The organism is Rhodothalassium salexigens DSM 2132, assembly GCF_004341375.1.
GTDB classification, from domain to species: Bacteria; Pseudomonadota; Alphaproteobacteria; order Sphingomonadales; family Rhodothalassiaceae; genus Rhodothalassium; species Rhodothalassium salexigens.
Genome location: NZ_SLXO01000009.1, coordinates 66,249 through 92,740, shown reverse-complemented (window position 1 = coordinate 92,740; position 26,492 = coordinate 66,249). Strand labels below are relative to the sequence as shown.

The following is a 26,492-nucleotide window of genomic DNA, read 5'->3' as shown; positions in this document are numbered from 1 at the left end:
AGGCCTGTGCAATCAACCGGTCAGGATCGCCCGGTTTCTGACAAGGAGGGCTGGGCCAGGCCGAAATCGGGCAGGCCGGCGCGGGCCACCGCCTCCAGGTCGCGGGTCACGGCGGCACGCCGGCGCGCCAAGCGCAACAGGCCCGGCAGGTCTTGCGGTCGCCGGGCCAGGGTGGCGATCACCGGCCACACCGATGTGCCGCGCCCCGGGGCGAAACCTGCCAGCGCCGCCGGCGGCAGGGTCTCGTCGGCGGTGTCGAGCACCAGACGGACGCTGAGCCAGGGCACGCCGGCGGCGTTTGCCGCGCGCGCCACGCCCAGGCTTTCCATGTCGACGCCGAGCGCGCCGGTGCGCGCATGGGCCGCCGCCTTGGCCTCGGCGGTGGCCAGGGGCACGTCGCCATGGACCAGCGCGCCAACGGCGGGCGGCGCGCCGAGCACCCGGGCCAGCCGGGCGGCGGCGGCGTCGAGGGCGGGGCGCTCGGCAACCAGGGCGCCGTCGCCGTCCGGGGTCAGCAGCCGGTCGGCCACGACCACCCGGCCCGGGGTCAGATCGGGCGCGAGCGCGCCGCAGAAGCCCAGGCTGATCAGCGCGCGGGCGCCCCTGTCCGCCAGCGTCGCGGCGGCGGCTTCGGCGGCGTGGCAGCCGGCGCCAACGGCGATCGGCGGCGCGAGCAACCGGGCGCCGCGTGCCGCCCGGCGCACCGCTGCGGCCTCGAAGTCCATGCCGGTAATCAGGCCCACCGAGAGCGCGACGGTCATGCGGCGCGGATCGCTTGGGCGGGCGCGGTGCCGGTGTCGGCCGGGGCGGCGGGGCTGAGCGCCTCGGCGGCGGTAAAGCCCGAGCGGATGGCGCCTTCGATGGTGGCGGGCAGGCCGGTGTCGGTCCAGTCGCCGGCCAGGGCCAGATTGGCCAACTCGGTGCGGCTGTGCGGCCGGCGCGCCACATTCTCGGGCGTTTGCAGGAAGGTGGCGCGCTTTTCGATAATCACTCGCACCGGCGGCATCGGCTCGGCCGGGCGGTCCAAGGCGCGGCTCACATCGGCCCAGCAGGTTTGGGCGATCTCGTCATTGGGGCGCTGCGCCAGGTCCGTGGCATTGGACACGGTGACCGAGGCCAGCCGGTCGCGCAGGAACAGCCAGTGCGCGGTACCGCCGACCAGGCCCAGAAGTCGCGGTTCGCCCGGCGGCGCCAAGGGCACGTCAAGGCGGAAATGCACATTGACGATCGGCACCGCCCCTTGCGGCACGTCCAGGTCCAACAGCTTGCCGGTCTGGTCGGGGGGCAGGGCGAGCACCACGGCGTCGCCGGCGTCGAGCGCCACACGGCCCCGGTCGCGGCCGAACACCAGCGCGCTGGCGCGCCCGTCGCGGCGCTCCACGGCGCTCAGCCGGGCGCCGGTTTCAAGGCTCACCCCGTGGCGGTCCAGATGGGCCAGGGCCGGATCGACCAGCGCCTCCGACAGCCCCTCGCGCGCGATCCACGGCCGGCAGGCGTCGCCGCCCCGGGCGAAGGTCTCCACCATCACCCGGCGCAACAGCCTCGCCGAGGCCCGATCGGGGCCGCAGTTCATCACCGCCTCGGTCAGCGGCAGGATGAACCGGTCGTAGAGCGCGCCTTGCGCCGGCACCCGGTCGACCACCCGGTCGCGCGCGCCGGCCAGCAACAGCCCGGCGGCGCGCAGATGCGCCCACAGCCCGGCCCCGGCGACCCGCCGGCCGGGCACCAGAAGCCACCAGGCCAGGGCGCCGCGATTGGGGTGCACCGACCAGCGGGTGCCGCTGGCCAGGTCGAGAAAGTCGAAGCGCGCATGGGGGGCTTTGTAAAGCCCGTCGGGGGCGCCGACCCGGTCGAGGAAGTCGGCCACGGCGGTGTTGGCGGCCATCATCAGATGGTTGCCATTGTCGATCCGGGCGCCGAGGGCGCTGTCGTCGAACGACCGGCAGCGCCCGCCGGCGCGCGGCGCGGCGTCGTAAAGCCGCACCGGCCGGCCGGCATCGGCCAGCGCCACGGCGGCGGCGAGCCCGGCCAAGCCGGCCCCGACCACGTGCACGGTGCCGGGGGTCGTGACGGTGCCGGGCGCCGTCACGGTGTCGGGGGGCAGGGCGGGGCCGGGGGGCGGGGTGGCGGTCATGACCGCGCCAGCAGGCCGTGGCGCAGCGCCAGCCACAGCTTGACCGCGCTCGACCGGATCTTGGCCAGCGGGTTGCCCGGCTTGGGCTTGCCGACGCCGGCGAAGCCGTCGGCGGCCATGCGGTCGAGCAGGTGGCGATAGACCGCGCGCATCATCCGGGCGGGTTTCATGGCCACCCGGTCGCAGCGGGCCATGGCGGCGTCGGCGCGGTCGAACGACTGCGCCGCCATGGCGCCGATGTCGCGGGCCACCGTCGGCAGCCGGGGGTCGGCGGCGACGGCATAGGGGTCGGCGGTGTCGATGCCGTGGCGCTTCAGCACCTCGCGCGGCAGGTAGAGCCGGCCTTCGAGCGCGTCTTCGTGGACATCGCGCAGGATGTTGGTCAGTTGCAGGGCGCGGCCCAGATGGGTGGCGACCGCCTGGCCGTTGGCGCCGGGCTCGCCGAAGATCGGCACGCTCATGCGTCCGACGGCGGCGGCGACCCGGTCGCAATAGAGGTCGAGCCGGTCGAGCGACGGCGCGCGGATCGGGCCGTCGGCGTCCATGGCCATGCCGTCGACCATGGCGTCCAGGTCGGCCTGGGCCAGATCGTAGGCGGCGACCACGTCGGCGAGCGCGCGCGCGGTGGGGTAGGCGGGTTCGCGGCCGTCGAAGATCGCCGCGATGTCGGCGCGCCACAGGTCGAGCGCCTGGTGTTTTTCCTCGGTTGCCAGGTCGCCGTCGGCGATGTCGTCGACCTCGCGGCAGAAGGCGTAGACGGCGAACATGGCGCGCCGCTGCGGCTTGGGCAGCAGGCGCATGGCCCAGAAGAAGCTGGTCCCCGCCTCGCCGACCACCGCATAGACATGGGCCCAGTCGGCGCTGTCGGCGGTGGGGGTGGAGCGGGCGGCGGGGGGCTCGGACCGGATGGCTTGGGTTTCGGTCATGCGTCGCGTTCCGGCAGGCCGGCCGCGCGGGCGTCGCGCCTATGGGATGGCCGCGACAGGGCGGGGCGAAGGGGCGGTTTCGGGCTGGTCCAGGCTGCCATGTGTCGTCCGAATTGTCTATTGTCAGCCATGATCGTACACGCGCCCCTTCCAGGCGCCGCCGGCGCCGCGCCAGTGGGCGAGCGCCGAATGCACGGTCATCGCCGTGTACAGCGTCGCCGCGACCGCCAGTGTCGGCGCCCAGGCGACGGACAGGGCATAATACCGGTCGGTCGGCCGGCGCAAGATGGCAAGGCCCAGCCACGGCGCCAGCGCCGCGGCCCAGCCGAGCCAGCCGGCGGGAAACAGCCAGCCCTGGCCGGTCGCCGCCCAGACCAGCCGGTCGACGAGCCCGAGCGCCGGCGGCACGATGAACAGCGCCGCCATGAACACCACGGTGACGATCAGCAGCCAGGGCGAAAAACCCAGTTGCACGAACGCGGTGCGCTTGACCATGTGCCAGAATTCGCCCAGGTGCTCGTAGCGGCGCAGCGACCGGCTGTGTTCGGCCAGCCCAAGCCAGATCGGCCGGCCCTGGCGCTTGATCAGCGCGGCCAGCGAACAATCGTCGATCAGCGCGCCCTTGATCCGGTCGAGCCCGCCGGCGGCATCGAGCACCGGCCGCGACACCAGGATGCAACCGCCCGCTGCGGCTGCCATGGGGTGGCCCGGCGTGTTGACCAGCCGGAACGGGTAGAGCATCTGGAAGAACAGCACGAAGGCCGGCACCAAAAGCTTCTCCCACACGCTGGTGCAGGCCAGCCGCACCATCAACGACACCAGGGCGGCGTCGCTTTGGGCCGCCTTGGCGGTCAGGTCGCGCAGCACCTGCGGGTCGTGGACGATATCGGCGTCGGTAAACCAGTAGAAATCGGTTTCAGGAGCGACCTTCGTCGCGTGCGCCAGGCCGGCGTCGAGGGCGGCGATCTTGCCCGACCAGCCGGGCTTGAGCGCCGGCGCGGTGATCACCTCCACCGGGACCCGGGCGTCCGCGCCGGCCCCGGCGGCGATCGCGGCGGTGTTGTCGCTCGACTGGTCGTCGACCACGATCACCCGCAGCCGGCCCGGATAGTCCTGGGCGGCGAGCGCCCGCACGCAGGCGGCGATGGTCGGCGCCTCGTCGCGCGCCGGCACCACCGCGGTCACCGTCGGCCACCCGGTGTCGGCAGGACTGTCGGCAGGGCTGTCGGCGGCGCGGCTGGCGGCGGGCTCGCGGGTCAGGCGTTCGTCGGCGCAGAAGAAGCCCGGGCGCGCGGCGGCCAGCCCGGCCAAGGCGGCGCCGTGGGCGAGGATGTAGCTTAAGGTGGCGAACATCACCGGCGGCCTAAAAGGTCCGGGCGATGCCGCGCACCGCCGCCCACAGTTTTTCGGGCTTGCTCAGTTCGACCCGGGTGGCCAGCGGGTCTTGGCGGCGCAGGCGGGCCACCAGATCGTCGGCGATTTGCAGGATCACAGCGCTTTCCCACGCCAGCCGCCGGCTTTTCAACTGCGCGGGCAGGGTCCAGGCGTGCGCCAGCAACTCTTGGGTGGCGTCGAGGCAGCGGTCGACGGCCCGGCGCAGGCCGGGGCTGAGGGCGGCGCCGTCCAGGTCTTCGTTGGTCGCCCCGGCCTCGGCCATCCAGTCCTGGGGCAGGTAGATGCGGTCGAGGGCGGCGCGGTCGTCGCCGCAGTCCTGCAGGTGGTTGATCACCTGGAGCGCGTTGCACAGGGCGTCGGAGGCGGAATAGCCCGCCCGGTCCTCGCCGTGCAGGTCGAGCAGGAAGCGGCCCACCGGACAGGCCGAGCGGTTGCAATAGTCGATCAACTCGGCCCAATCGGCATAGCGCGTCTTGACCGCGTCCTGGCGAAACGCCGAAATCAGGTCGAGCGCGTGGGCGTGCGGGATGCTCAGCGGGTCGAGGGTCTGGCGGCCGAGGCGGGCGGCCTTGTCATAGCCCGGCGGCGTCGGCTGGCCGGCGATGGCGGCGGCGAACCGGTCGAGCCGGGCGATTTTTTGCTCGGCGCTGGCGTCGGCGTCGTCGGCCACGTCGTCGATGGCGCGGGCGAAGGCGTAGTAGCGCGCCACATGGGGGCGCAGCCGCTTGGGCAGCAGGAGCGACCCGACGGGGAAATTCTCGTCTGCCGCGCCCTTGCCCGAGGGCGTCTCGGCCGCCAGGGCCGTTTGCCGTGCCTCGTCCATGTCTCGCTCACTCCCGATTGGCGTGGCGCCCCTGAAGACCCGGGTACACGCCGGTCTGCCCGTCGGTCTGATAGCGTGCCGAAGCACCGGGGTCCATGGGGGGCGGTGCCCGGCAGCGATTGATTTGCCCCGATAGCTGGACCAAGATCGCGGCCCCGAAGGCCCGTAGAGCATGGTCCGTGCGGCAGGGGTCGTGGCGGGCGTACCGGACAAACCAATGGCCGGACAATCCAAGAGGGGGAGACAGACATGACGCTGCGTTTTGATGGTCGGGTGGCCATCGTGACCGGGGCCGGCGGCGGCCTCGGCCGGGCCCATGCGCTCGAACTGGCGCGCCGCGGCGCCAAGCTGGTGGTCAACGATTTGGGCGCCGATGTGGACGGCGCCGGCGGGTCGTCGGACGCCGCCGACGCCGTGGTCCAGGAAATCCGCGACATGGGCGGCGAGGCGATCGCCAACGGCGCGTCGGTGTGCGACCGCGACGGCGTCGCCTATCTGGTCGAACAGACTCTGGACCGGTTCGGCCGCATCGACATCCTGGTCAACAATGCCGGCGTGCTGCGCGACCGGTCGTTCCACAAGATGACCCTCGACGATCTGGATTTCGTGCTCGACGTGCACCTGCGCGGGGCCGCCTATTGTTCGCACGCGGTCTGGCCGGTGATGCGCGACCAGGGCTATGGCCGCATCGTCATGACCAGCTCGTCCACCGGGCTTTACGGCAATTTCGGCCAGGCCAATTACGGCGCCGCCAAGCTTGGCCAGGTGGGCCTGATGAACACCCTCAAGCTCGAAGGCGCCAAGTACGACATCCGGGTCAACGCGCTGGTGCCGATCGCCGCCACGCGGATGACCGAAGGGTTGATGCCCGAACAGATCTACGACCTGTTTCAGCCCGACCTGGTGACGCCGGCGCTGGTGGTGCTGGCCCATGAGGACGCGCCCAATGGCGAGATCGTCTCGGCGGGCGCCGGCCATTTCGCCAAGGCGCACATGGTCGAGACGCCGGGGGTGACGCTCGGCGCCCATGCCCGCGCCGAAGACGTCAAGGCGGCGTGGGCGGAGTTGGTCTCCAACCAGGGCCAGGAGCCCCTGGAACAGGGCGGCAAGCACACCGAGAAATACGCCACCCGCGCCTTCACCTGGATGCAGCAGAACGCCGAATGACCCGCCGATGAACAGTCTGAGTGCACCGCGTTACGCCGTCATCGGGGCGGGCATGGCCGGCCTTGCCTGTGCCGACGCGCTGGCCGGCGGCGGCGCCCGGGTCAGCGTGGTCGACAAGGGCCGGCGCCTGGGCGGCCGGCTGGCAACCCGGGCGCGCGACGGCCGGTCGTTCGACCATGGCGCCCAGTTCGCCAGCGCCGAGGGGCCGGCTTTCGCCGATGCCCTGGCGCGCTTCGAGGCCGCCGGCACGGCCGCCGTCTGGCCGGCGCTCGGCGGCGGTCCGGGGCCGCGCTATGTGGGCGTGCCGGGCATGGCCGATCTGGCCGCGCCGCTGGCCGACGGGCTCGACGTGCGCCTGGCCACCGAGGTGGCGGCGATCGACGGTGCGGCCGGCGCCTGGACGCTGCGGCTCAAGGACGGCGCCGCCCTGGGGCCGTTCGACGCGGTGCTGGTCACCGCCCCCGCCCCCCAGGCGGCGGCGTTGTTGGAACCGGTCGCCGCCGACCTGGCGGCCCAGGCTGTGCGGGCGGTCTATGCGCCGTGCGCGGCGGCGATGGTGGCGGCACCCGGGCCGGCCGATGCGCCGGCGTTCCTGCGCCCCGAGGCCGGTCCGATCGGTTGGGCGTGCCGCAGCGAGACGCGCCCGGGCCGGCCGCGCCCGGCCGGCGTGCAGCAATGGCTGATCCACGCCACGCCCGAGTGGAGTGCTGAGCATCTGGACGACGACAAGGCGGACCTGGTGGCGCCGTTGCAGGCGGCGCTCGAAGCGCTGCTGGGCGCGCCCTTGGGGCCGCCGGTCTACAGCGCCGGGCACAAATGGCGCTATTCCCTGGTCACCGAGGCGCTCGGTCTGCCGTGCCTGTTCGAGCCCGAGCGCGGCCTGGGGGCTGCCGGCGACTGGTGTCTCGACGGCCGGGTCGAGGCGGCGTTCGAAAGCGGCCGGGCGCTGGCTGCGGCGGTCGCCGTCTGGGGCACGCTCAGGGGCTGAACGCGCATGGTTGATATGGCTCAAGGGTGCTGGACATCGCCGATGGCATCGAAGACCATGCCGCTCCAAAGGACAGAATAAGGGATATCGCCCATGGCATCGGAGAAAGTGTTCATCGTCGCCGTCGACGGCAGCAAGGCCAGCCACCGGGCGCTGGACCACACCATCATGCTGGCCCAGGCGCTCGGCGCGCGGGTCCATCTGATCCATGTGGTGCATTGGTCGGGCTATGTGCCGATCGGGGTCGAGGACGCCTATCACCGCCCGCTCGACCGCAAGAAGGAAGAAAAGCACGCCAAGGAAGACATCATCGCCCCGGCCATGGACAAGCTGCGCGAGGCGGGCGTCGAGGCGGACAACAGCTACACCTGGGGCAATCCCGCGCAAGAGATCAAGAAAAAGGCCCAGAAGCTCAATGCCGACATGATCATCGTCGGCCGCAAGGGCCGGTCCAACATCGCCGAGATGATCGTCGGCAGCGTGTCGAACGCCATCGCCCATATCGCGCCGGTGCCGGTGCTTTTGGTGCCCTGATGGTGTCCTGACCGAGCCGCGCCGCGCGCGCCCGCGCCGGCCTCGGGGCCTCAGGGCGCGTCGTCGGGCAGCCGGACCACATGGTCGGCGGCCAGCCGGGTCTGGTGCACGCGGCCCGGCCGGCGCAGGCCATCGGCCCCGGGCAGCGGCCGGCCGGCGGCTTCCGCCAGCGTCCAGCCGAACGGGTCGAGCCCGGCGGCGATGCCGGCGGTCGAGGCGCCGCCGAAGCGCGGGTTGACCTCGATCACGTGCAGGCGGTCGTCGGCGTCGACGATCGCCTGGGCGACCACTGGGCCGGATAACTCCAGGCTTTCCAACAGCCCCGCCAGGGTGCGCTCATGGTCCGGGTGGCGGAACGTGACGGTGACCTGCGACTCGCCCGCCACCACCCGCTCGCGCCGGCGCAGCACCACGCCGTCGGGTCCGCCATGGACCCGGTGCTGGCGGTCGAGCCAGGCGTCGGCGCTGATCTCCACGCCGGCGACCTGCGGTTGGACGATCGCCGCCGACAGGGTCGCCGCGTGCGCCTCGGCTGCCGCCGGGCTCAGCCCCACGGCCACCGACCGGCTGCCCGACCCCCACCGCTCCTTGACCACCAGCGGCCCCGGCCCGGCATCGGCGACGCGCTCGACCGCCGGGATCACCGGCCAGCCGGCGTCGCGCCCGGCGCGCGCGAACGCCAGCTTGTCCAGGCAGCGCGCCACCGCCGCCGGCGGCGACACCGCCACATGAATGCCGCGCTCGGCGGCGCGCGCGGCCCACGCCGCCCACAGGCCCAGTTCGCCGTCGCGGGTCGGGATCACCAGGCCCACGCCGCGGCCCGCGCAGCCGTCGAGGATCGCCGCCATGGTCGCGTCCGAGATCGCCGGCATGGTCCAACCGTCGTCGGCGAGGCAGAAGCTTGGCGCTGCGGGGTCCACATCGCCGGCGATCACGCGCGCCTGCGGGTCGTGGGCGCGGGCGGCGGCCTTGACCGCGCGGATCAGCGGCGCCTTGGCGCCGGCGCTGGTGACCAGCACGTGACCGGGCGGGCCGGGCGCGCGGCTGGCCCCTCTGCCTCGGTGGTCGGCGGCCAGGCAACTGTGCGCCACCGCGTCGACAAAGCGGCCGTCGACCCGCACATGGTCGCGCAGCACGCCGTCGCGCGCGAAGCCGGCCCGGTCCAGCACCGACAGGTGATAGGGGCGCAGGTCATAGCTTTCGGTGGTCAGCTTGTGCAGCTTGAGGTCGGTGAACGCCAAATCGCGGATCAGGTCCAGAAAACCCTGGAAATAGCGGCCGTAGCGCACATTGGGCGTGGTCAGCGCGGGGTCGAGCAGGAACGAGATTTCGGCCCGGCGGTGCGCCCAATGGATATGCACCAGGCCGCCATAGCCGACCAGCCGGCCGTGTTCCAGGATCGACACCAGGATGTTCGCCGGCTGCTCGGCGGCCATGGCGGGCCACACATGGGCGGCGTAATAGGCGCGCTGATCGTCGGGCGAGAGCGGCCGGTCCTGGCGCAGGATCGCCATTTGGGCGTTGCGCCACTGGCGGATCGCCTCGATGTCGTCGGGCTGCACGCTCTCGATGGCCAGCGCGCCGCGCTCCACGCGCCGGCGCGGCAGGCAGCGATAGTGCAAGGGCTCGGCGGGCGGGCTGGACATCGCGATCGGGTCGGTCTCGGACGGGTGACAGGCGAAGCGGCGCAACGGGCGGCGGAGAGCCTAGCCCAGCCGTGCCCGGCGATCCAGGGCCAGGGTGAGGCGCCGGGCGGCGGCCGCGCTGAAGGGTTCCTTAACCACGTCGGGCCAAGATCGGGCGTCCGCCGTCGCGCCCGCGCGCCCCAGCCAGCGAAGCCTGCCCCATGTCTCGCCAGCCCCTCTCTCGCCAGTCCCTGTCTCGCCAGTCCGCCTCGTCGCCTCGGTCTCAAGACCTGACCGTCGCCATGCCGGCCTACAACGCCGCGTCGACGGTGGCGGCGGCGTTGCGTTCGGTCTGCGACACCCATGACGGGCCGATCCTGCTGGTCGACGACCGGTCCGCCGACGATACGGTGGCGCGGGCGCGGGCGGTGGCGGGCGCACGGCTCCAGGTGGTCACGGCGCCCGGCCCGCGCGGCGTCGCCCGCGCCCGGGCGCTTGCCCTGGCCGCCATCGACACGCCCTACGGGCTGTGGCTCGACGCCGACGACCTGATGGCGCCGGGCCGGCCGCAGGCGGTCCGGGCGGCGCTCGATGCCGGTGCCGACCTGGTCTATGACGCGGTGACGCTGATCGACACCGCCGGCCGGGTCGAGCGCGACCTGCCCATGCCGGCGTTCCTGCACGGTCCCGGCCGGCTGTGGCGACAGGTGGAACGCAATTGGCTCAACGGGCTGTTCTGCGGCTTTCGCACCGACATCGCGCGCCGGGTCGGCTATGACCCCGAGCTGTCGACCGGCGAGGACTATCGCTTCTGCCTCGACGCGCTGATGGCCGGCGCGCGCATCGCCTTGCTCGACCGGGTCGGCGTGTTCTACCGCCACGGGGCGGCGACCCTGTCGCGCAACCTGGCGGTGGCCCAGGCCAATATGCGCCGGGTCCATCGGGCGCTCGACTGGGCGGCGGCCGAGGCGGGCATGGCGCGCGCCGGGCTGCCGGCGGTCGAGATCGCCTATACCCGCGCGGCCCAGGCGGTGCACCGGGGCGATGCCGCCGCCGCGCTCGCCGCCGCCGAGGTGCTGCTGGACGGCGCCGAGACCATCGCGCCCTATGGCCATAGCGCCGACTGGATGGGGCGGTTTCTGGGCGGTGCCGCCCTGTTGGCGCTCGACCGGCCGGGCGAGGCGGCGGCGTGGCTGCGCGCGGCGGTCGAGGGCCGGCCCCAAGCCGGCGATGGCGCCGACCTGCACAACAATCTGGGCGTCGCGGCGGCGCGCACCGGCGACCGGGCGGCGGCGCAGCGGGCGTTCGCAGCCGCAGCCGAGCGCCGCCCGGGCTATGTGGACGCGGCCCACAATGCGCGCCTGCTGGCCCAAGCCGGCGGCCCGGTCGCCGCCGACGCCTGGGCGGTGACCCGCCTGCCGCTGCGCAATGTGGCCAACCGCGACCGCTACGACGCCGCCGAAGCCGCCCGGCGCTCATAAACATTTGGTTTTCGCCCGCCGCGATGAGGCGGGGCCGGGCGGCCGGGTCTGATGCAACCGGCCGCCCGGGCGGGGCTGCGGCGGGCTAGTTGGTCGCCGTCGCGTCGGGTTCGCTCGGCGCGTCCCGGCCCTTCAGATGGCTGTCGAGGAAGCGCAGATAGGCTTCCGATGCCGCGACCCGGTTGGCCTTTTTGCGGAAGCCGTGGCCCTCGTCGTCGAACACCACATAGTCCACCGGCACGCCGTTGGCGCGCACCGCCGCGACCAGTTCGTCGCTTTCCACCTGGAGCACCCGCGGGTCGTTGGCGCCCTGGACCACCAGCAGCGGCCGCTCGATCCGGTCGGCGTGGAACAAGGGCGAGATGCGGCGCAGGCGGTCCTCGTCGGTCGCCGGGTCGCCCAGTTCGTCGTAGAGCGCGTCGCGCTGCGGGCCCCACCAGGCCGGGATCGACTGCAAGGTGCGCAGCCAGTTGGTCACCCCGAAGATGTCGATGCCGAGATCGAACACCTGCGGCTCGAACGCCAGGGCGGCGGCGACCATGTAGCCGCCATAGGAGCCGCCGATGATGCCGATGGCGTCGCCGTCGATCCAGTCTTTGGCGGCCAGGAAGTCCTTCGACGCCACCACGTCGCCCAGGTCGGCCTCGCCGTGCTTCTGGTCGTCCAGATGGTTGAAGGTCTTGCCATAGCCCGAACTGCCGCGATTGTTGATCGCGTAGACCGCATAGCCGTGGTTGACCAGATGCTGGATGGTGCCGTTATAGCCCAGCCGCGACTGGCCGCCGGGGCCGCCATGAACCCAGACCAGCGCCGGTACCGGCGTCTTGGCCGACGCCTGGTGCGGGCGATAGAGAATGCCGGGGATCGACAGGCCGTCATAGCTGTCGAACCGGGCGACCGTGGCCTCGACCAGGTCGGCGGCGTCGATGGCGTCGGTCAGGCTGTCGGTCAGCCGCCGGGCGGTGGCGTCGTCGCCGAGCGTCAGGGTGTAGAGATTGGCCGGCTGCGACGCGCTTTCCAGGCGGAACGCCACCCGGGTTTCGTCGGGCGCGAAGCGCACACTGGAGATGATGCCGTCGGCGAGCCCGACCCCGTCGGTCAGCGGCACGGTGTCGCCGGTCAACCGGTCGGTCAGCGTTACCTGGGTGCGCGCGTCGGCGTTGACGCCGTGGACCCGATAGCGCCCGGACGGGCTGTAGGACACATAGACCACGTTCCAGTCGGCCTCGATCAACGGCGCGGTCTCGCCGGTCTCCAGGTCGTAGGTCCAGGCTTGGGTGAACTCCGACGTTTCGTTGGTGCCGTAGACCAGCTTGTCGCCCTCGGGCGTGAACGCGAAGGCGTTGAACTGGATGGCGCCCTCATGCTCGGTGATCAGGCGGGGCTCGGGCGTCTCGGCGTCCAGGTCGACCAGCAACAGGTCGCTGTCGGCGTTGGTGTTGGCGCGGGAGAGCACCACCCAGCGGCCGTCGTCGCTGATCTCGGCGGGGTAGAGCCCGCCCGGATTCTCGAACAACAGGCTGCGCTCATAGCTCTCGGCGTCATAGCGGTAGAGGTCGAAGGCCTGCGGGTCGCGCTCGTTGGTGGCGACCACGAAGGCGGCGTCGTCCTCGATCCAGCCGGCGACCGACGCCTTGACAGCGTCGCCGGGGGTCAGGTCCTGTGCGGTGCCGTCCGGGCCCTGGACATAGACATGGGTGAGTTCGTTGCCGCCCTGGTCGGCCGAATAGAGAAAGCGCTGGCTGTCGGGGAAATAGCTGACCGGGAAAATCGCGTCGCCGTCCGAGTTGGTCAGCGCGGTCTTGTCGCCGGTGGCCAGGTCGATGGCATAGGCGTTGAACACCCCGCTCTGGTCGGAATAGGCGAGCAGCGTCGACCCGTCGGGCGAGAAGGCGTGGCCTGGGGCGAGGCCCACCGACACGGTGTCGAGGAACGCCTCGGCCGAATAGGTCTGCGACGGCCGGTCGGTGGTCGCCTCGGCCTTGGTGGCGTCGGTTTGGCGGGCGTCGGTCATTGCCGTGGCCGGGTCGGCGGTGGCGGCGGATTGCGGCTCGGCGGGTTTGTCGGGGCCTGCGGGGCGGTCACAGGCGGCAAGCACCGCGCAACCGAGGGCGGCGACCGCGGCGCCGAGGCGCCAGGCGGCGCGCGGCCGGGTCGGGTCGGAGGGGGCCGGGCGGCGGATGCGCATGGGCGGTCTCCCTGATCGGGTGGATCGGTCTGATCGGATGGATCGTTGGACCGGCCGGACCAGGTGCGGTCCGACCGGCCGGTGGCCGGCCGTCCCGATGCGCTCCCGCAGAGGCCGCCTTGGCGCCGCTGGCGTCAGGCCGCCGGCTGGTCGGCGATCAGGTCGCGATAGGCGTGCCAGGTGGCGTGGCCGATCAGCGGGAACGTCAGGATCATGCCGACGAACAGTGTAGCGATCCCCAAGGCCATGACCAGGGCGATCAGCCACGCCCACAGCAGCATCGGCCACAAGTTGCGGGACACGGCGGTCATGCTGGTGAAGGCGGCGGTCATGGCGTCCAGGTCGCGCTCCATCAGCATCGGCACCGACACCGCCGAGACCGCGAACACCACGAACGCCAACACCGCGCCGACCGCGCTGCCGACCACCAGAAGCGTCAGGCCGGTGGCCGTGAACAGCAGATCGTGGACGAAGTCGGCGAGCGGCGGAAACTCCAGCGTGCCCCAGACCAACGCGAAGATCAGCGTCGCCAGCCGCACCCAGGCGAGCAGGACGATCATCATCACCACGCCCAGAAACGCCAGTTGCACCGGCGACTTGGTGCGTACGAACAGGATCGACGTCAGGGTCACCGGCGCGCCCGACTGGATGCGCCGGGACAACTCGTACATGCCCACGGCGAGCATCGGCCCCACCAGCATGAAGCCCGCCGCCAGGGCCAGGCTGAGCGACGCCAGGTCGAGGCTGACCAGACCGAGGATCAACCCCACCGAGATGAGCGCGAAACCCAGCCCATAGCCCAGGCTGAGCGCGGGGTGCTGCCACAGGTCGCGCCAGCCGGCGGCAAGCCAGGTCCACGGCGCGTCCAGGGTCACGGACCGGATCTCCGGCACCCCGGACAGGCCCAGCGGATTGACCGGGCGGGGCGCGCCGTCCGGGTCGGTGCTCGTCTTCGCGTTCGCCATGCTCCCCTCTCTTATGATTTGGCTCCCTCGGCGGCGGGCGATGGGCGCATCGCCGACGGGCTCTGCCGCAAACAGTTTCCGTTCGCGGTAATATCAAGAGATTGCCAAATCCCCGCGCCAACCGAAAGCCTAAACCGACCGGCGGGACGTCGGCCTGGCATTCGGCCGGCCCCGGCCCGGGCGTCCTGGCCCCGGCGGTCATGGCACCGGGGTCGGGCCATGACGGCGATCGGGATGCTGGGTCCCGCATATGGCTTTCGCCCGGCGATGGCGGGGGCTAAGCTCATGCGGTGGCGGTCCGGGTATGATCGAAAAGGTGGCGCGATGGATGTCGAATTGCTGGAGGTGCATGATTTCCTGGCCCAGCATCGGCCGTTCGACGCGCTGCCCGGCGAGCGTCTGCGCGCAATCGCCCGGGTGCTGCGGCTGCGCTACGAGCGCAAGGGGGCGCTGATCCTAGACGCCGGGGCGCGCAACGACACCTTCTTCATGGTCCGCTCGGGCGCGGTTGAGGTGCGCGAGGGCGGCACCGACCTGACCAGCCGGCTGGTCGAGGGCGAGTATTTCGGCTATCGGTCGCTGCTGCGCGACGGGGTCACGCGCAACTCTGTGCGCGCCTTGGAAGACACGCTGTTGATCTGCCTGGACGCGGCGGTGTTCCGCCGGTTGATCGACGAGGAGCCGATGGTCGCGCGCTACTTCGCCATGGCCGAGGCGGATCGGTTGCGCGCCGCGATGGAGAGCTTCCACCGGCACCATCTGGGCCATGACGAGACCCGTCTGGTCAGCGCGCGGGTCGGCGATCTGGGCCCGCGCCGGGCGGTGGTGGCGTGCGGGGGCGACACCCCGGTGGCCGAGGTCGCCCGTCGGATGGCCGCCGCCGACGTGTCGACCATGCTGGTCACCGACGCCGACGGCGCGCTGGCCGGCATCTTCACCGACAAGGATCTGCGCCGCCGCGTGGTCGGCAAGGGGCTGGCGCTCGACCGGCCGGTGGCCGAGGTGATGACGCCGCAACCGGTGACCATGGCGGCCGAGGCGACGGCGCTTGAAGCGCTGCTGGCGATGACCAAGCGCAACATCCACCATATCCCGGTGGTCGACGCCGACGCCGACCCGGTGGCGGTGATCAGCGCCAACGACCTGCTCAGCCAGTTGAGCGGCCAGGCGCTCTATGTCACCGCCCGGATCGAGAAGGCCGAGGACCCCGCCGCCGTGGCCGAGGCGGCGCGCGCCACCGGTGCCAGCCTGCTGGCCCTGGTCGAGGCCGGGGCGCCGCCCCAGGCGGTCGGTCACTTCGTGTCCAGCATCGGCGAGGCGGTGCACCGCCGGCTGGCGCAACTGGCCGAGGCCGAATTGGGGCCGCCGCCGGTGCCTTATGCGCTGTTGGTGTTCGGCTCGCTGGCGCGCGAGGACCAGAGCGCGCGTTCGGACCAGGACAATGGCCTGCTGATCGACGACGCCTATGACGTCCGGGCCCATGGCGGCTATTTCGAGGCGCTGGGCCGGCGGATCTGCGACGGGCTCGACGCGGCGGGATACCCCTATTGCAAGGGGGGCATCATGGCGTCGAACCCGGACTGGCGGCTGCCCTTGTCCGGCTGGCAGCGGACCTTTGCGCGCTGGATCACCGAGCCCGAGCCCAAGTCGATCATGAACGCGACCATCTTTTTCGACCATCGCGCGGTCCACGGCGAGGTCGCCCTGATGGCCCGGTTGCGCGACCATGTGCTGGGCCTGGCCCATGGCGACACCATCTTCCTGGCCCACATGACCCAGGACGCGCTGCGCGCCTCGGTACCGCTCGGCTTCTTCCGCAAGCTGGTGCTGATCAAGGACAAGGAACATAAGGACAGCCTCAACCTCAAGCGCCAGGGCATCATGCCGATCACCGACATCGCGCGGGTCTATGCGCTGGCCAGCGGCAGCCCGACGGTCAACACGCGCGAGCGGTTGGCAGCGGCGGTATCGGCGGGGCTGTTGGCGGCGTCGGATGGTGCCGACCTGACCGACGCCTGGGATTTCGTCGCCGGCGTGCGGCTCAAACACCAGGCGGCCCAGGTGCGCGCCGGCGAGACGGCGGACAATTTTGTCAGCCCCGGCGCCTTGAGCCGGTTCGAGCGCGACCATCTGCGCGACGCCTTCGCACTGATCCGGCAGGCGCAGAACGCCATCGGGTTCAAGTTCGCGCGCGGGATCATGAGTTGACGGGAGCGGGCCATGGGCATGGCACGGCATAAGCCGATCCGGGTGCCGAGCCCGGCGTTCGAGCGGTTTCTGACCGCCCCGCGGCCGTCGCCCCGGCTGCCGGTGCGCGACGCCGCGCTGTTGGCCATCGATCTGGAGACCACCGGGCTCAAGGCGCGCAGCGACATGATCCTGTCGATCGGCGCGGTCGAGGTGCGCCGTGGGTTGGTGGAGGTGGGCACCGCCTTTCACCAGGTGGTGCGGCCCGACGACGCGGCGCTGCCCGCCGAAACCGGGGCGACGATCCACGGCCTTGGCCATGATCGTCTGGCCGAGGGCGTGCCGCTGCCGGTGGCGCTCGACCACCTGTGGGAGGCGTTGGCCGGCAAGGCGCTGATCGCCCATGGCGCGGCGTTGGAACGGGCGTTTCTGGATCGAGCGTGCCGCCGGCTCTATGGCGAGCGCTTCAAGGCACCGGTGGTGGACACGTTGACGGTCGAACAGCGCCGCCCCGCGCAGCGCCGCGATGGCGGCACCGGGCAGGGCGGTCTGCGCCTCGACGCGGTGCGCCGGCGTTATGGCTTGCCGCGCTACCGCGCCCATCATGCGCTGTCGGATGCGCTGGCGTGCGCCGAATTGTTCCTGGCCCAGGTGGCCCATGCCGGTGACGCGCCGCTGCTCAAACGGTTTCTGTCATAAGCGCGCTGTGCCGACGGCTTGTCGGTCTGTCTCCTGGCCCCGCATCGTCTTGTCCGGTCTTCCCGGTCCGGCCGCCGGCGCCCGCTCTCGACCGATCGACCGGGAAAAGAGCCCGCGGGCCGTCCTTTTTTGTTCTTCGTGTCTTCATCCTCTGGAAACCGGCTTCGGTCACAGTTAGATGGCATTGGTTCGGTGCGATCGGCCGCCCGAGTTGTGTCTGGTGAAAAGGGGGGCTGCCATGACCCGTCTGCTCGTTTCCATCACCGCCTTGTTGTTGGCGACCGCGATCCTGTTGACCGGCAATGGCCTGCAATCCGTGCTGTTGCCGGTGCGCGGCGATCTGGCGGGTTTCTCCACCGTCGAGATCGCCGCCTTGGGGTCAGCCTATTTCGCCGGTATCCTGATCGGCAGCCTGTTCGTACCGTTTCTGGTGTCGAGCGTCGGCCATGTCCGCACCCATTCCGCGATGACCGCGCTGCTCTGTGCGGTGACGCTGGCTTATGCCTTACTCCTGCACCCTTGGTTGTGGATCGCGCTCCGAGTGTTCTACGGGGTCTTTCTGGCCGGCATCTATCTGGTGGTGGAAAGCTGGCTAAACGAACGCGCCGACAACGCTTCGCGCGGCAGTATCCTGTCGATCTATACCATCATCAATCTGGTGATGATGGCGGCGGGGCAGTTGCTGATCAATGTCTACGACCCGCGCGGCTATGAGTTGTTTATCCTGTCGGCGCTGTTGGTCTCGCTGGCGGCGGTGCCGGTGGCGCTGACCCGGCAGATCACGCCGGTGCAGCGCCCCCATGGCGGCTTCAAACTCGCCACCTTGACCGGTCTGCCGCGGGTCTCGGTGATCGGCGCGCTCGCCGGCGGCATCACCACCGGCGCGTTCTGGGGACTGGCACCGGTGTATGCCCAGGCGATCGGGCTCGGCACCGGCGGGGTCAGTCTGTTCCTGGCGATCACCATCACCGGCGGGGCGTTGTTCCAGTGGCCGCTCGGCCGGCTGTCGGACGCCATCGACCGACGCCGGGTGATCATCTTGTGTCTGGTGGGGGCCGCGGTCGCCGGGACGTTCCTGCGCATGGGGCCGGCCACCGCCTTGATCCCGACGCTGGCGGCGGTGTTCGCTTTCGGCGCCTTCGCCTTCCCGCTCTATCCGATCAGCGCCGCCCACGCCATCGACTGGACCGACGCCGACGGTATCGTCGACACCGGCACCGGCATTCTGTTCCTGACCGGCGTCGGCGCGCTGACCGGGCCCTTGTTGGCCGCGACGGCGATCGCGTTCCTCGACGCCTCGGCGCTGTTCCTGTTCACCTCGCTGATCCACGGGCTGGCCGCCGCCGCGGCGGTCATCATGATCGCCACCCGCGCGCCGATCGACGACGACGAAAAGGTCGATTTCCACTTGGCGCCGCGCACCACGCCCATGGCCTATGAACTGAGCCCCTATGGCGACGACGAGGCCGAAGACGGCGACGAGGGCGTCGGGCAGGGCGACGCCGCCGACGCCCCAGACGGTGCGATCCGCGATCGACACGCTGCGGAATAGCGCGCTCCGGTCGCCCCGGTGCGGTCGTCCCGGCGCTAACGCCCCGGTGCTCGTACTGCGACGCCCACGCTCGGGTACGCACGCCCCGGTTCCCGCGCCCTGCCGCCATCAACCCCGGCCCGGTCGCGGCCCGGGGGATGTCGCCGGGCGACGTCGGGGGCACGGCCGTGCCACAACCCTGTCGGGTTGCTTTGTCGCCGTTCGGTCCCCATGCTAAGGGCTCGGATTTGCAACATCGCGCGGCCATGGACGCTGCGGCGAAGAGAGGATGTGTATGTGCGGCATAGCAGGTGAGGTGCGGTTCGACGGCCGGATGGCCGACGCGGGTCTGGTGGCCCGGATGAGTGAGACACAGGCGCCGCGCGGGCCCGACGGCGAAGGGCTGTGGCAGCATGGCCGGGTCTGTTTCGGCCACCGGCGGTTGCGCATCATCGACCTGACCGACGCCGGCAGCCAGCCGATGATTGACAGCCATCTGGGCCTCGCCATGGTGTTCAACGGCTGCATCTACAATTATCCCGACCTGCGCGCCGAGTTGGAGGCCGCCGGCCATCGCTTCTTTTCGACCAGCGACACCGAGGTGATCCTCAAGGGCTATCGCCAGTGGGGCGAGGATGTGGTCCAGCGGCTGAACGGCATGTTCGCCTTTGCGATCCACGAACAGGACACCGGCCGCGTGGTGTTGGGCCGCGACCGCTTGGGCATCAAGCCGCTTTACTATGCCGAGGCGCCGGGCACGCTGCGCTTTGCCTCGGCCTTGCCGGCGCTGGTGAAGGCCGGCGACGTGGACCGCGACATCGACCCGGTGGCGCTGCATCACTATATGAGCTTCCACGCCGTGGTGCCGGCGCCGCGCACGATCCTGAAGGGGGTGCGCAAGTTGCCGCCGGCGACGCTCATGGTGGTCGAGCCCGACGGCACCCGGCGCGAGCGGCGCTATTGGGACCTGTCCTATGGGCCGGCCGCGGGCGACGCCGGGTTGGGCTTCGAGGACTGGCGCGACCGCACGCTGGCGGCGCTGCGCCGCGCGGTCGAGCGCCGGCTGGTCGCCGATGTGCCGGTGGGTGTGCTGCTGTCGGGCGGCGTCGACAGTTCGCTGATCGTCGGCCTGCTGGCCGAGGCCGGGCAGACCGGGCTCAACACCTTCTCGATCGGTTTCGAGAGCGTCGGCCAGGAAAAGGGCGACGAGTTCGAATATTCCGACATCGTCGCCGAGCATTTCGCCACCCGCCACCACAAGATCCAGATCGACAGCACGCGCGCCTTGCCGGCGCTCAAGAAGTGCATCGCGGCGATGAACGAACCGATGGTCAGCCACGACGCCATCGGCTTCTTCCTGCTGTCCGAAGAGGTCTCGAAAGAGGTCAAGGTGGTGCAAAGCGGGCAGGGCGCGGACGAGGTGTTCGCCGGCTATCACTGGTATCCGCCGCTGATGGACACCGCCGCTAATGACGCAGCCAGCGCCTACGCGCAGGTGTTCTGCGACCGCGACGCCGAGGAAATGGCGCGCACGCTCGACCCGCGCTTCCTCAATGGCGGCACCGACCATGCCCGCGCCTTCATCGCCGAGCATTTCGACAAGCCCGGCGCCGACCGTGCCATCGACAAGGCGCTGCGCCTCGACACCCAGATCATGCTGGTGGACGACCCGGTCAAGCGGGTCGACAACATGACCATGGCCTGGGGGCTCGAAGCGCGGGTGCCGTTCCTCGACCATGAACTGGTCGAGATGGCGGCGGCCATGCCGGCCGAACACAAGGTGGCCGAGGGCGGCAAGTACGCGCTCAAGGAAGCGGCGCGCCAGGTGATCCCGGCTGCGGTGATCGACCGGCCGAAGGGCTATTTCCCGGTGCCGGCGCTGAAATATCTGCAAGGCGATTATCTGGCGCTGGTCCGCGACGCGGTCACGTCGCAGGCGGCGCGCGAGCGCGGGCTGTTCCAGCGCGACTATGTGGACACGCTGCTCGCCGACCCGCAAGCGCACATCACGCCCTTGCGCGGGTCCAAACTCTGGCAAATCGGGCTGCTGGAGTTGTGGCTCCAGACCCATCTGGGCTGAGCGATGACCGGACGGGATCATAGCCGTAAGGGCCAGGGCGCATCCGCCTATCGGCTCGAAAAACTGCGCCGTCAATCGCTCAAGCCCGGCGTCGAGGGCGCCGAGGGCAGCCGCGGCGGGCCGCACGCCAATGCGGTGGTCGACTGCGGCTGGGGGCGGCTGGTGTTCGCCAACACTTTCGACGACACCCGGGCCTTGACCGATATCCTGCTGGAGGAAAAACCGCAGCGCCGCGACATCGCCTTTTATGTGCAGGAACCCCATGTGGTGCTGTCCTACGCGCCGCAGGACCTGTTCCTGGACCCGTCGAACACCTACCGGCTCTATCCCTACAATTATCGCCGGACCAAGCGACGGCCGCGCGGCTTTCACATCCGCCGGCTGTCGACCCGCGAGGACGCGGTGGCGGTCAACCGCATCTATGCCGAGCGCAACATGGTCGAGGTCGACCCCGACTTCTACTGGACCGAGGGCGACGCGCGCGCGCTCAGCCATTTCGTCGCCCAGGACAACCGAACCGGTGAGATCGTCGGCACGGTCATGGGCGTCGACCATGGCCGCGCCTATAACGACCCGGCCGGCGGTTCGTCGCTCTGGTGTCTGGCGGTCGATGCCCAGTCGCCCCACGCCGGCATCGGCGAGCAACTGGTGCGCCAACTGGCCGAGCACTTCCAGGCCCGGGGCTGCGCGTTCATGGACCTGTCGGTGATGCACGACAACGCCCAGGCGATCGCGCTTTATGAGAAGCTCGGCTTCGAGCGGCTGCCCTATTTCGCCATCAAGACCAAGAACGCGATCAACGAGAAGCTGTTCGCCGGGCCCGCCTTCGGCGCCAAGCTCAACCCTTATGCGATGATCCTGGTCAACGAGGCACGCCGGCGCGGCATCAGCGTCGAGGTGCTGGACGCCGAGGAGGGCTATTTCCGGCTGTCCCACGGCGGCCGGTCGATCATCTGCCGGGAGAGCCTGACCGAGCTGACCACCGCCATCGCCATGAGCCGCTGCGCCAACAAGCGCGTGACCCGGCGGCTTCTGGGGCAGGCGGGGCTTTTGGTGCCGGCCCAGGTGATGGCCGGCGACGCCGAGGCCAATGCCGAATTTCTCGAACGCTATGAGGCGGTGGTGGTCAAGCCGCTCGACGGCGAACAGGGCCAGGGCGTGGCGGTGGACATCCGCAGCGCTGAGGAGATGGAAAAGGCGGTGGCGGCGGCGCGCAAGGTCGACGAGCGGGTGTTGATCGAGCAGTTCATGGCCGGCTTCGACCTGCGGGTCATCGTCATCGACTTCAAGGTGGTGGCGGCGGCGATCCGTCGCCCGCCGCAGATCCAGGGCGACGGCCAGCGCACCGTGCGCGACCTGATCCGCCGCCAGAGCCGGCGCCGGGCGGCGGCGACCGGGGGCGAGTCCAAGATCCCGCTGGACAAGGAGACCAAGCGTTGCGTCGCCGACGCCGGGCTCGATCTTGACGACACGTTGTCGGCGGGCCAGGTGCTGACCGTGCGGCGCACCGCCAATCTGCACGCCGGCGGCACCATCCACGACGTCACCGACCAGTTGCACCCCAAGCTGGTCGACGCCGCCGCGCGCGGTGCCCGGGCGTTGGACATTCCGGTGGTCGGGCTCGATTTCATCGTGCCGGACCCCGCCGGACCCGATTACATCGTCATCGAGGCCAATGAACGCCCCGGCCTCGCCAATCACGAGCCCCAGCCGACCGCCGAGCGTTTTATCGATCTGTTGTTTCCGCAGTCCATCCCCAGTGGGCTGCAACCCGTCCGCAAAAGGAGCATCGGCCATGGACCGGCTCAAGATTGACACCGATTATCTGATCGGCATCCTTGAAGATCTGCTGGCGATCCCCAGCCCCACCGGCTTCACCGACGAGGTGGTGCGCCGCACCTGTGCCGAACTGGATCGGCTGGCCGTGCCCTACGAGTTGACCCGCCGGGGCGCCATTCGCGCGCGCCTGACCGGCGACGCGCCGCGCCCGGCGCGCGCGATCATCAGCCATCTGGACACCCTGGGCGCCCAGGTGAAGCGGTTGAAGGACAATGGCCGGCTCGAACTGGTGCCGATCGGCCATTGGTCGGCGCGTTTCGCCGAGGGCGCACGGGTGACGCTGTTCTCCGACAAGGGCGCCTATCGCGGCACCATCCTGCCCTTGAAGGCGTCGGGTCACACGTTCAACGACGAGATCGACGAACTGCCGATCGCCTGGGCCAATGTGGAACTGCGCGTCGATGCGCCGGGCCAGACCTGCCGGGATCTGGAGCATCTGGGCATCCATGTGGGCGATTTCGTCGCCATCGACCCCAATACCGAGGTGCTGGAAAACGGCTTCATCGTGTCGCGCCATCTGGACGACAAGGCCGGGGTTGCGGTGGCGCTCGCGGCGCTCAAGGCGCTGCGCGAGGCCGAGATCACGCCGCCGGTGGACAGCTATTTCCTGTTCTCGATCGCCGAGGAGGTGGGCGTCGGCGCCTCGTCCATGCTCACCCACGACATCGCGTCGATGGTCACCATCGACAATGGCACCACTGCACCGGGGCAGAATTCCAGCGAATTCGGCGTCACCATCGCCATGGCGGATCAGACCGGGCCGTTTGACTATCACCTGACCCACCGGCTGATCGACCTGTGCAACGCCCACGACATCCGCCACCAGCGCGACGTGTTCCGCTACTATCGCTCGGACAGCGCCAGCGCGCTTGAAGCCGGCAACGATGTGCGCACGGCGCTGGCCGCTTTCGGCATCGACGCCAGCCACGGCTATGAGCGCATCCACCTGCACGCCCTGCGCTCGCTGGCCGAATTGATCGGCGTCTATCTGCAATCCGAGGTGGAGATCCCGCGCGACGCCGAGGAAATGGCCTCGCTCAAGGGCTTCACCCACCAGCCCACCGACACCGCGCCCGAAGGCGCCTGACCGCGACGGTCCCGGCAGCCCGGGGGCGTCTGAGCCCGGCGGTTGGCGACGCTGGCGGGGGCGGCGGCGCTCTCGCCCAGGCGCCTTATCGGGTAGAATAGAACACGGCCGCGCCGGGTTTGCCCCGGCGCGGCCGTGTTCGCGTGGTTGGTGCGTTTGGCGGCGACCGCGGGTCAGGCGGCCTTGCGGCGGCGGATGCCGGCCAGACCGGCCAGGCCGCCGATCAGCAGCAGCGCGGTGGCAGGGGCGGGCACGCCCAACAGGTCGTCGCGGTTCAGGACCACCGAGTTGGCGCCAACGCCGAAGGTGCTGGTGCCCGCGAACACGGCGATATCACCCGACGCGCCGGCGAACGCGGTGTCGAATTCCAGGAACAGCGCGTCGAACACCGAGCCCGAGCCGCTGGACAGCGCGTCGATGGTCACGCCGGCGTTCACATTGTCCAGGATCGAGGCGTCGATGGCGCCCGACTGGAAGCCTGACGGCGGCAGGCTCGACGGGTCGCCGGCAAAGATATTGAGGATGTCGGGACCGGTGATCTGCAGAGCTTGAATGTCGGCGAGCGTCAAGGTCTCGCCGACGGTGGCGCCGGTGATCGTGAACAGGCCGCCCAGATTGCCGTCGAAATCAATGATCACGGTGTTGCCGCCCTGGTTGGACGGCGTGATCGCGGTGGCATGGGCACCGCTCGGCGTCACCGCCATGGCCAGAGTGGCCGCCACGGCAAGCGCCACGGATTTCAGGGTCTTGGCTCGCATGGGATACTCCTTCAAGCGTTACATGTCGGGTCGATGTGCCAACCTGTGCGGCGCAATACAAATTACGTGCCAGAATGAAAGCTGTTGGTTTTTCAGTGTCTTGGCTGGCTTGCCCTCTCCCTCTGTTATGGTGGGTTAACAGATCGCCCAAGCCATGCCGCGTCGCCACGTTATTCCTTGGTCTTTTGGCCCAAAAAACAAGTTAAATATACCGAATATTGTCAAAAAATTGACATTTTGATCTAAATAACAAATATAGATTTTAGTATAATCTTTTAATAAAGCGCTTTTCCTATCTTTACTGAAAAAACAAAAACGTCAGATAAATATCTATACTAATCCTGTTGAAATCGAAGTCTGGTCAATCAACCAACTTGCTGTCTACAGCCGTTTCGGCCGGTGGGTGGCGGGCTATCGATCCGAAAAACGCATTTTAATATAAGTTACAATTATAATGCATGAAAAAGGTGAAAGACCTTAACCAGAAGAAATTTAAAAGAGTGTTTCGAGTCGGTTTTGCGTCCATGAGGTGGTATTATGAAGCTTGACAATGTTTTGTCTCAGCCGGCCATGCCGCTGGCCAATCCCAGCTATCCGGTGGGTCCGTTCCGGTTCGTCGACCGGGAGGGGTTGTACATTACCTACGAGACCGATCCGGCGGCCATTCGCGCGCTCGTCCCGGCCCCTTTGGAGCCCGACGGCTCGGGTCAGGTGGTCTATGAATGGCTGAAAATGCCGGATGCGGGAGGCTTCGGGGCGTTTCAGGAATCGGGCGTGGTGATCCCTTGTCTGCTCAATGGCGAGCCGGTCAACTTCATCGCCATGATGTTTCTGAACAACGAGCCGGCGATCACCGCCGGGCGCGAGATCTGGGGGTTTCCGAAACGCTGGGGCGAGCCGCACCTGGCGGTGGCGCGCGATACGCTGACCGGCACGCTCGACTATGCGGGCGAGCGGGTCGTCCTGGGCTCCATGGCCTACAAGCACGAAAACCTGGCCGATCAACACGATCGCTGTGCGGCCATGCTTGCCAAGACGCAAATCAATCTTAAATTGCTGCCATGCGTCACCGGCAAGCCGTTGGTGGCGCAGCTCGTGGCCTATGCCCTGACCGATATCACGGTGAAGGGCTTTTGGGCCGGGCCGGCGCGGTTGGCGCTGACCCCGCATGTGAACGCGCCGGTGGCCGACCTGCCGGTGCGCCGGGTGGTCGGTGCGATCCATTTCGTCGCCGATCTGACCCTGCCCTATGGCCGCGTGGTGCACGACTATCTTTCCCCTTAACCTCGGGAGACGGACAGGATGATCGACGGCAAGCGCGCACTGGTCACCGGATCGACCAGCGGCATCGGTCTCGGCGTGGCGACCGCGCTGGCCGAGGCCGGCGCGGACGTGATGTTGAACGGCCTGGGCGATGCCGCCGAGATCGAGGCTGCGCGCGCCCACCTGGCCGAGCGGACCGGCCGCACGGTGCTGTTCAACGGCGCCGACATGACCGATCCAGAGCAGATCGCCGCCATGGTCGCCGACGCGCAGGATCGCCTCGGCGGGCTCGACATCCTGGTCAACAATGCCGGTATCCAGCATGTGGCGCCGGTGGAGGAGTTTCCGGTCGCCAAGTGGGACGCGATCATCGCCATCAACCTGTCGGCGGCGTTCCATTGTATCCGAACCGCCCTGCCGGTCATGAAGCAGGCGGGCTTCGGGCGCATCGTCAACATCGCCTCGGCGCACGCGCTGGTCGCCTCGCCCTACAAATCGGCCTATGTGGCGGCCAAGCACGGGCTCGCCGGGCTGACCAAGACGGTGGCGCTCGAAGTGGCCGAGGACAATATCACCGTCAACGCCATCTGCCCGGGCTATGTGCTGACGCCCCTGGTCGAAGGCCAGATCCCCGATACCGCCAAGGCGCGCAACATGACCGAGGAACAGGTCAAGCGCGACGTGCTGCTGGCCGCCCAGCCGAGCAAGGAGTTCGTCAAGACCGACCAGATCGGCGCGTTGGCGGTGTTCCTGGCGACGCCGGCTGCCAGTGCGATCACCGGCGCCATGCTGCCCATGGATGGCGGCTGGACGGCGAAGTAG

Annotated in this window: 21 protein-coding genes; 12 read left to right on the top strand and 9 right to left on the bottom strand. The window is 69.8% G+C overall.

The genetic code is table 11. The annotated features are described in order from the left end of the window. Positions 1-20: 20 nt before the first annotated feature. The 5 genes from EV659_RS11700 to hpnC form a co-directional block, all read right to left on the bottom strand. Complete coding sequence (locus tag EV659_RS11700; RefSeq protein ID WP_132709075.1) at positions 21-761, bottom strand: phosphorylase family protein; 741 nt, start codon at positions 759-761, stop codon at positions 21-23. Then, positions 758-2,134: a hydroxysqualene dehydroxylase HpnE gene (gene hpnE / locus EV659_RS11695; protein ID WP_132709074.1), complete on the bottom strand. Its 1,377-nt coding sequence runs from the start codon at positions 2,132-2,134 to the stop codon at positions 758-760. Before hpnE ends, EV659_RS11700 begins: the two co-directional genes overlap by 4 nt. Next, positions 2,131-3,060, bottom strand: coding sequence for a presqualene diphosphate synthase HpnD (gene hpnD, locus EV659_RS11690; protein ID WP_132709073.1), 930 nt, complete (start codon positions 3,058-3,060; stop codon positions 2,131-2,133). Before hpnD ends, hpnE begins: the two co-directional genes overlap by 4 nt. Positions 3,061-3,183: 123 nt before the next feature. Continuing rightward, the gene (locus EV659_RS11685; protein WP_132709072.1) at positions 3,184-4,413 is read right to left on the bottom strand and encodes a glycosyltransferase; all 1,230 of its coding nucleotides are present in this window, start codon (positions 4,411-4,413) and stop codon (positions 3,184-3,186) included. Positions 4,414-4,423: 10 nt separating this feature from the next. Further along, the gene (gene hpnC, locus EV659_RS11680; protein WP_132709071.1) at positions 4,424-5,278 is read right to left on the bottom strand and encodes a squalene synthase HpnC; all 855 of its coding nucleotides are present in this window, start codon (positions 5,276-5,278) and stop codon (positions 4,424-4,426) included. 249 nt (positions 5,279-5,527) lie between these two features. Here hpnC and EV659_RS11675 point away from each other — a divergent pair, with 249 nt between their 5' ends. From EV659_RS11675 to EV659_RS11665, 3 genes are all read left to right on the top strand, one after another. Further along, positions 5,528-6,445: an SDR family oxidoreductase gene (locus EV659_RS11675; RefSeq protein ID WP_132709070.1), complete on the top strand. Its 918-nt coding sequence runs from the start codon at positions 5,528-5,530 to the stop codon at positions 6,443-6,445. Between the two features lie 7 nt (positions 6,446-6,452). After that, positions 6,453-7,433 carry an NAD(P)/FAD-dependent oxidoreductase gene (locus tag EV659_RS11670; RefSeq protein WP_132709069.1) on the top strand — a complete coding sequence of 327 codons (981 nt, stop codon included), beginning with the start codon at positions 6,453-6,455 and terminating at the stop codon, positions 7,431-7,433. A gap of 93 nt (positions 7,434-7,526) precedes the next feature. Beyond that, positions 7,527-7,967 carry a universal stress protein gene (locus EV659_RS11665; RefSeq protein ID WP_132709068.1) on the top strand — a complete coding sequence of 147 codons (441 nt, stop codon included), beginning with the start codon at positions 7,527-7,529 and terminating at the stop codon, positions 7,965-7,967. Positions 7,968-8,017: 50 nt separating this feature from the next. Here EV659_RS11665 and EV659_RS14895 read toward each other — a convergent pair whose 3' ends face one another. Continuing rightward, positions 8,018-9,613 (bottom strand): GNAT family N-acetyltransferase, encoded by a 1,596-nt coding sequence (locus EV659_RS14895; RefSeq protein ID WP_200287507.1) that lies wholly within the window; start codon positions 9,611-9,613, stop codon positions 8,018-8,020. Between the two features lie 281 nt (positions 9,614-9,894). Between EV659_RS14895 and EV659_RS11655 the strand changes: the two genes are divergently transcribed. Then, positions 9,895-11,073 carry a glycosyltransferase family 2 protein gene (locus EV659_RS11655; RefSeq protein ID WP_165878866.1) on the top strand — a complete coding sequence of 393 codons (1,179 nt, stop codon included), beginning with the start codon at positions 9,895-9,897 and terminating at the stop codon, positions 11,071-11,073. Positions 11,074-11,158: 85 nt separating this feature from the next. Here the strand turns inward: EV659_RS11655 and EV659_RS11650 are convergent, their stop codons facing one another. Both EV659_RS11650 and EV659_RS11645 read right to left on the bottom strand, forming a co-directional pair. Beyond that, the gene (locus EV659_RS11650; RefSeq protein WP_132709066.1) at positions 11,159-13,261 is read right to left on the bottom strand and encodes a S9 family peptidase; all 2,103 of its coding nucleotides are present in this window, start codon (positions 13,259-13,261) and stop codon (positions 11,159-11,161) included. 134 nt (positions 13,262-13,395) lie between these two features. Then, positions 13,396-14,226 carry a DUF2189 domain-containing protein gene (locus tag EV659_RS11645; protein ID WP_132709065.1) on the bottom strand — a complete coding sequence of 277 codons (831 nt, stop codon included), beginning with the start codon at positions 14,224-14,226 and terminating at the stop codon, positions 13,396-13,398. Between the two features lie 324 nt (positions 14,227-14,550). Between EV659_RS11645 and EV659_RS11640 the strand changes: the two genes are divergently transcribed. The 6 genes from EV659_RS11640 to EV659_RS11615 all read left to right on the top strand — a co-directional run bounded on the left by EV659_RS11640 (position 14,551) and on the right by EV659_RS11615 (position 23,649). After that, positions 14,551-16,434 carry a putative nucleotidyltransferase substrate binding domain-containing protein gene (locus EV659_RS11640; RefSeq protein ID WP_165878865.1) on the top strand — a complete coding sequence of 628 codons (1,884 nt, stop codon included), beginning with the start codon at positions 14,551-14,553 and terminating at the stop codon, positions 16,432-16,434. A gap of 18 nt (positions 16,435-16,452) precedes the next feature. Beyond that, a complete protein-coding gene (locus tag EV659_RS11635; RefSeq protein WP_132709063.1) occupies positions 16,453-17,112 on the top strand; it encodes an exonuclease domain-containing protein in 660 nt (219 codons plus the stop codon). Between the two features lie 238 nt (positions 17,113-17,350). Further along, positions 17,351-18,664 (top strand): MFS transporter, encoded by a 1,314-nt coding sequence (locus tag EV659_RS11630; RefSeq protein WP_165878864.1) that lies wholly within the window; start codon positions 17,351-17,353, stop codon positions 18,662-18,664. A 274-nt stretch (positions 18,665-18,938) separates the two neighbouring features. After that, on the top strand, positions 18,939-20,723 hold the full coding sequence (locus EV659_RS11625) for an N-acetylglutaminylglutamine amidotransferase (protein ID WP_132709061.1): 1,785 nt from the start codon (positions 18,939-18,941) through the stop codon (positions 20,721-20,723). 3 nt (positions 20,724-20,726) lie between these two features. Further along, positions 20,727-22,538, top strand: a complete 1,812-nt coding sequence (gene ngg, locus EV659_RS11620) for an N-acetylglutaminylglutamine synthetase (RefSeq protein ID WP_132709060.1) — start codon at positions 20,727-20,729, stop codon at positions 22,536-22,538. Next, entirely contained in the window at positions 22,519-23,649 is a 1,131-nt protein-coding gene (locus EV659_RS11615; protein WP_132709059.1) for an osmoprotectant NAGGN system M42 family peptidase, read from the top strand. The genes ngg and EV659_RS11615 overlap by 20 nt, the downstream gene beginning before the upstream one ends. 173 nt (positions 23,650-23,822) lie before the next feature. Here EV659_RS11615 and EV659_RS11610 read toward each other — a convergent pair whose 3' ends face one another. Then, positions 23,823-24,407: a VPLPA-CTERM sorting domain-containing protein gene (locus EV659_RS11610; protein ID WP_132709058.1), complete on the bottom strand. Its 585-nt coding sequence runs from the start codon at positions 24,405-24,407 to the stop codon at positions 23,823-23,825. 537 nt (positions 24,408-24,944) lie between these two features. On the opposite strand from EV659_RS11610, the gene EV659_RS11605 reads away from it, so the two are divergent. Both EV659_RS11605 and EV659_RS11600 read left to right on the top strand, forming a co-directional pair. Continuing rightward, positions 24,945-25,691, top strand: a complete 747-nt coding sequence (locus EV659_RS11605; protein ID WP_132709057.1) for an acetoacetate decarboxylase — start codon at positions 24,945-24,947, stop codon at positions 25,689-25,691. 18 nt (positions 25,692-25,709) lie between these two features. Further along, positions 25,710-26,492 carry a 3-hydroxybutyrate dehydrogenase gene (locus tag EV659_RS11600; protein WP_132709056.1) on the top strand — a complete coding sequence of 261 codons (783 nt, stop codon included), beginning with the start codon at positions 25,710-25,712 and terminating at the stop codon, positions 26,490-26,492.

Bases quoted from the DNA above. Each gene is read 5' to 3' on its own strand.
- EV659_RS11685 (WP_132709072.1), bottom strand. From the start codon at position 4,413: ATGTTCGCCACCTTAAGCTACATCCTCGCCCACGGCGCCGCCTTGGCC.
- EV659_RS11625 (WP_132709061.1), top strand. From the start codon at position 18,939: ATGTGCGGCATAGCAGGTGAGGTGCGGTTCGACGGCCGGATGGCCGAC.
- EV659_RS11645 (WP_132709065.1), bottom strand. From the start codon at position 14,226: ATGGCGAACGCGAAGACGAGCACCGACCCGGACGGCGCGCCCCGCCCG.
- EV659_RS11600 (WP_132709056.1), top strand. From the start codon at position 25,710: ATGATCGACGGCAAGCGCGCACTGGTCACCGGATCGACCAGCGGCATC.
- ngg (WP_132709060.1), top strand. From the start codon at position 20,727: ATGACCGGACGGGATCATAGCCGTAAGGGCCAGGGCGCATCCGCCTAT.
- EV659_RS11605 (WP_132709057.1), top strand. From the start codon at position 24,945: ATGAAGCTTGACAATGTTTTGTCTCAGCCGGCCATGCCGCTGGCCAAT.
- EV659_RS11630 (WP_165878864.1), top strand. From the start codon at position 17,351: ATGACCCGTCTGCTCGTTTCCATCACCGCCTTGTTGTTGGCGACCGCG.
- EV659_RS11650 (WP_132709066.1), bottom strand. From the start codon at position 13,261: ATGCGCATCCGCCGCCCGGCCCCCTCCGACCCGACCCGGCCGCGCGCC.
- EV659_RS11635 (WP_132709063.1), top strand. From the start codon at position 16,453: ATGGCACGGCATAAGCCGATCCGGGTGCCGAGCCCGGCGTTCGAGCGG.
- hpnD (WP_132709073.1), bottom strand. From the start codon at position 3,060: ATGACCGAAACCCAAGCCATCCGGTCCGAGCCCCCCGCCGCCCGCTCC.
- EV659_RS11675 (WP_132709070.1), top strand. From the start codon at position 5,528: ATGACGCTGCGTTTTGATGGTCGGGTGGCCATCGTGACCGGGGCCGGC.
- EV659_RS11615 (WP_132709059.1), top strand. From the start codon at position 22,519: ATGGACCGGCTCAAGATTGACACCGATTATCTGATCGGCATCCTTGAA.
- EV659_RS11640 (WP_165878865.1), top strand. From the start codon at position 14,551: ATGGATGTCGAATTGCTGGAGGTGCATGATTTCCTGGCCCAGCATCGG.
- EV659_RS11655 (WP_165878866.1), top strand. From the start codon at position 9,895: ATGCCGGCCTACAACGCCGCGTCGACGGTGGCGGCGGCGTTGCGTTCG.
- hpnE (WP_132709074.1), bottom strand. From the start codon at position 2,134: ATGACCGCCACCCCGCCCCCCGGCCCCGCCCTGCCCCCCGACACCGTG.
- EV659_RS11670 (WP_132709069.1), top strand. From the start codon at position 6,453: ATGAACAGTCTGAGTGCACCGCGTTACGCCGTCATCGGGGCGGGCATG.
- EV659_RS11610 (WP_132709058.1), bottom strand. From the start codon at position 24,407: ATGCGAGCCAAGACCCTGAAATCCGTGGCGCTTGCCGTGGCGGCCACT.
- EV659_RS11700 (WP_132709075.1), bottom strand. From the start codon at position 761: ATGACCGTCGCGCTCTCGGTGGGCCTGATTACCGGCATGGACTTCGAG.
- EV659_RS11665 (WP_132709068.1), top strand. From the start codon at position 7,527: ATGGCATCGGAGAAAGTGTTCATCGTCGCCGTCGACGGCAGCAAGGCC.
- hpnC (WP_132709071.1), bottom strand. From the start codon at position 5,278: ATGGACGAGGCACGGCAAACGGCCCTGGCGGCCGAGACGCCCTCGGGC.
- EV659_RS14895 (WP_200287507.1), bottom strand. From the start codon at position 9,613: ATGTCCAGCCCGCCCGCCGAGCCCTTGCACTATCGCTGCCTGCCGCGC.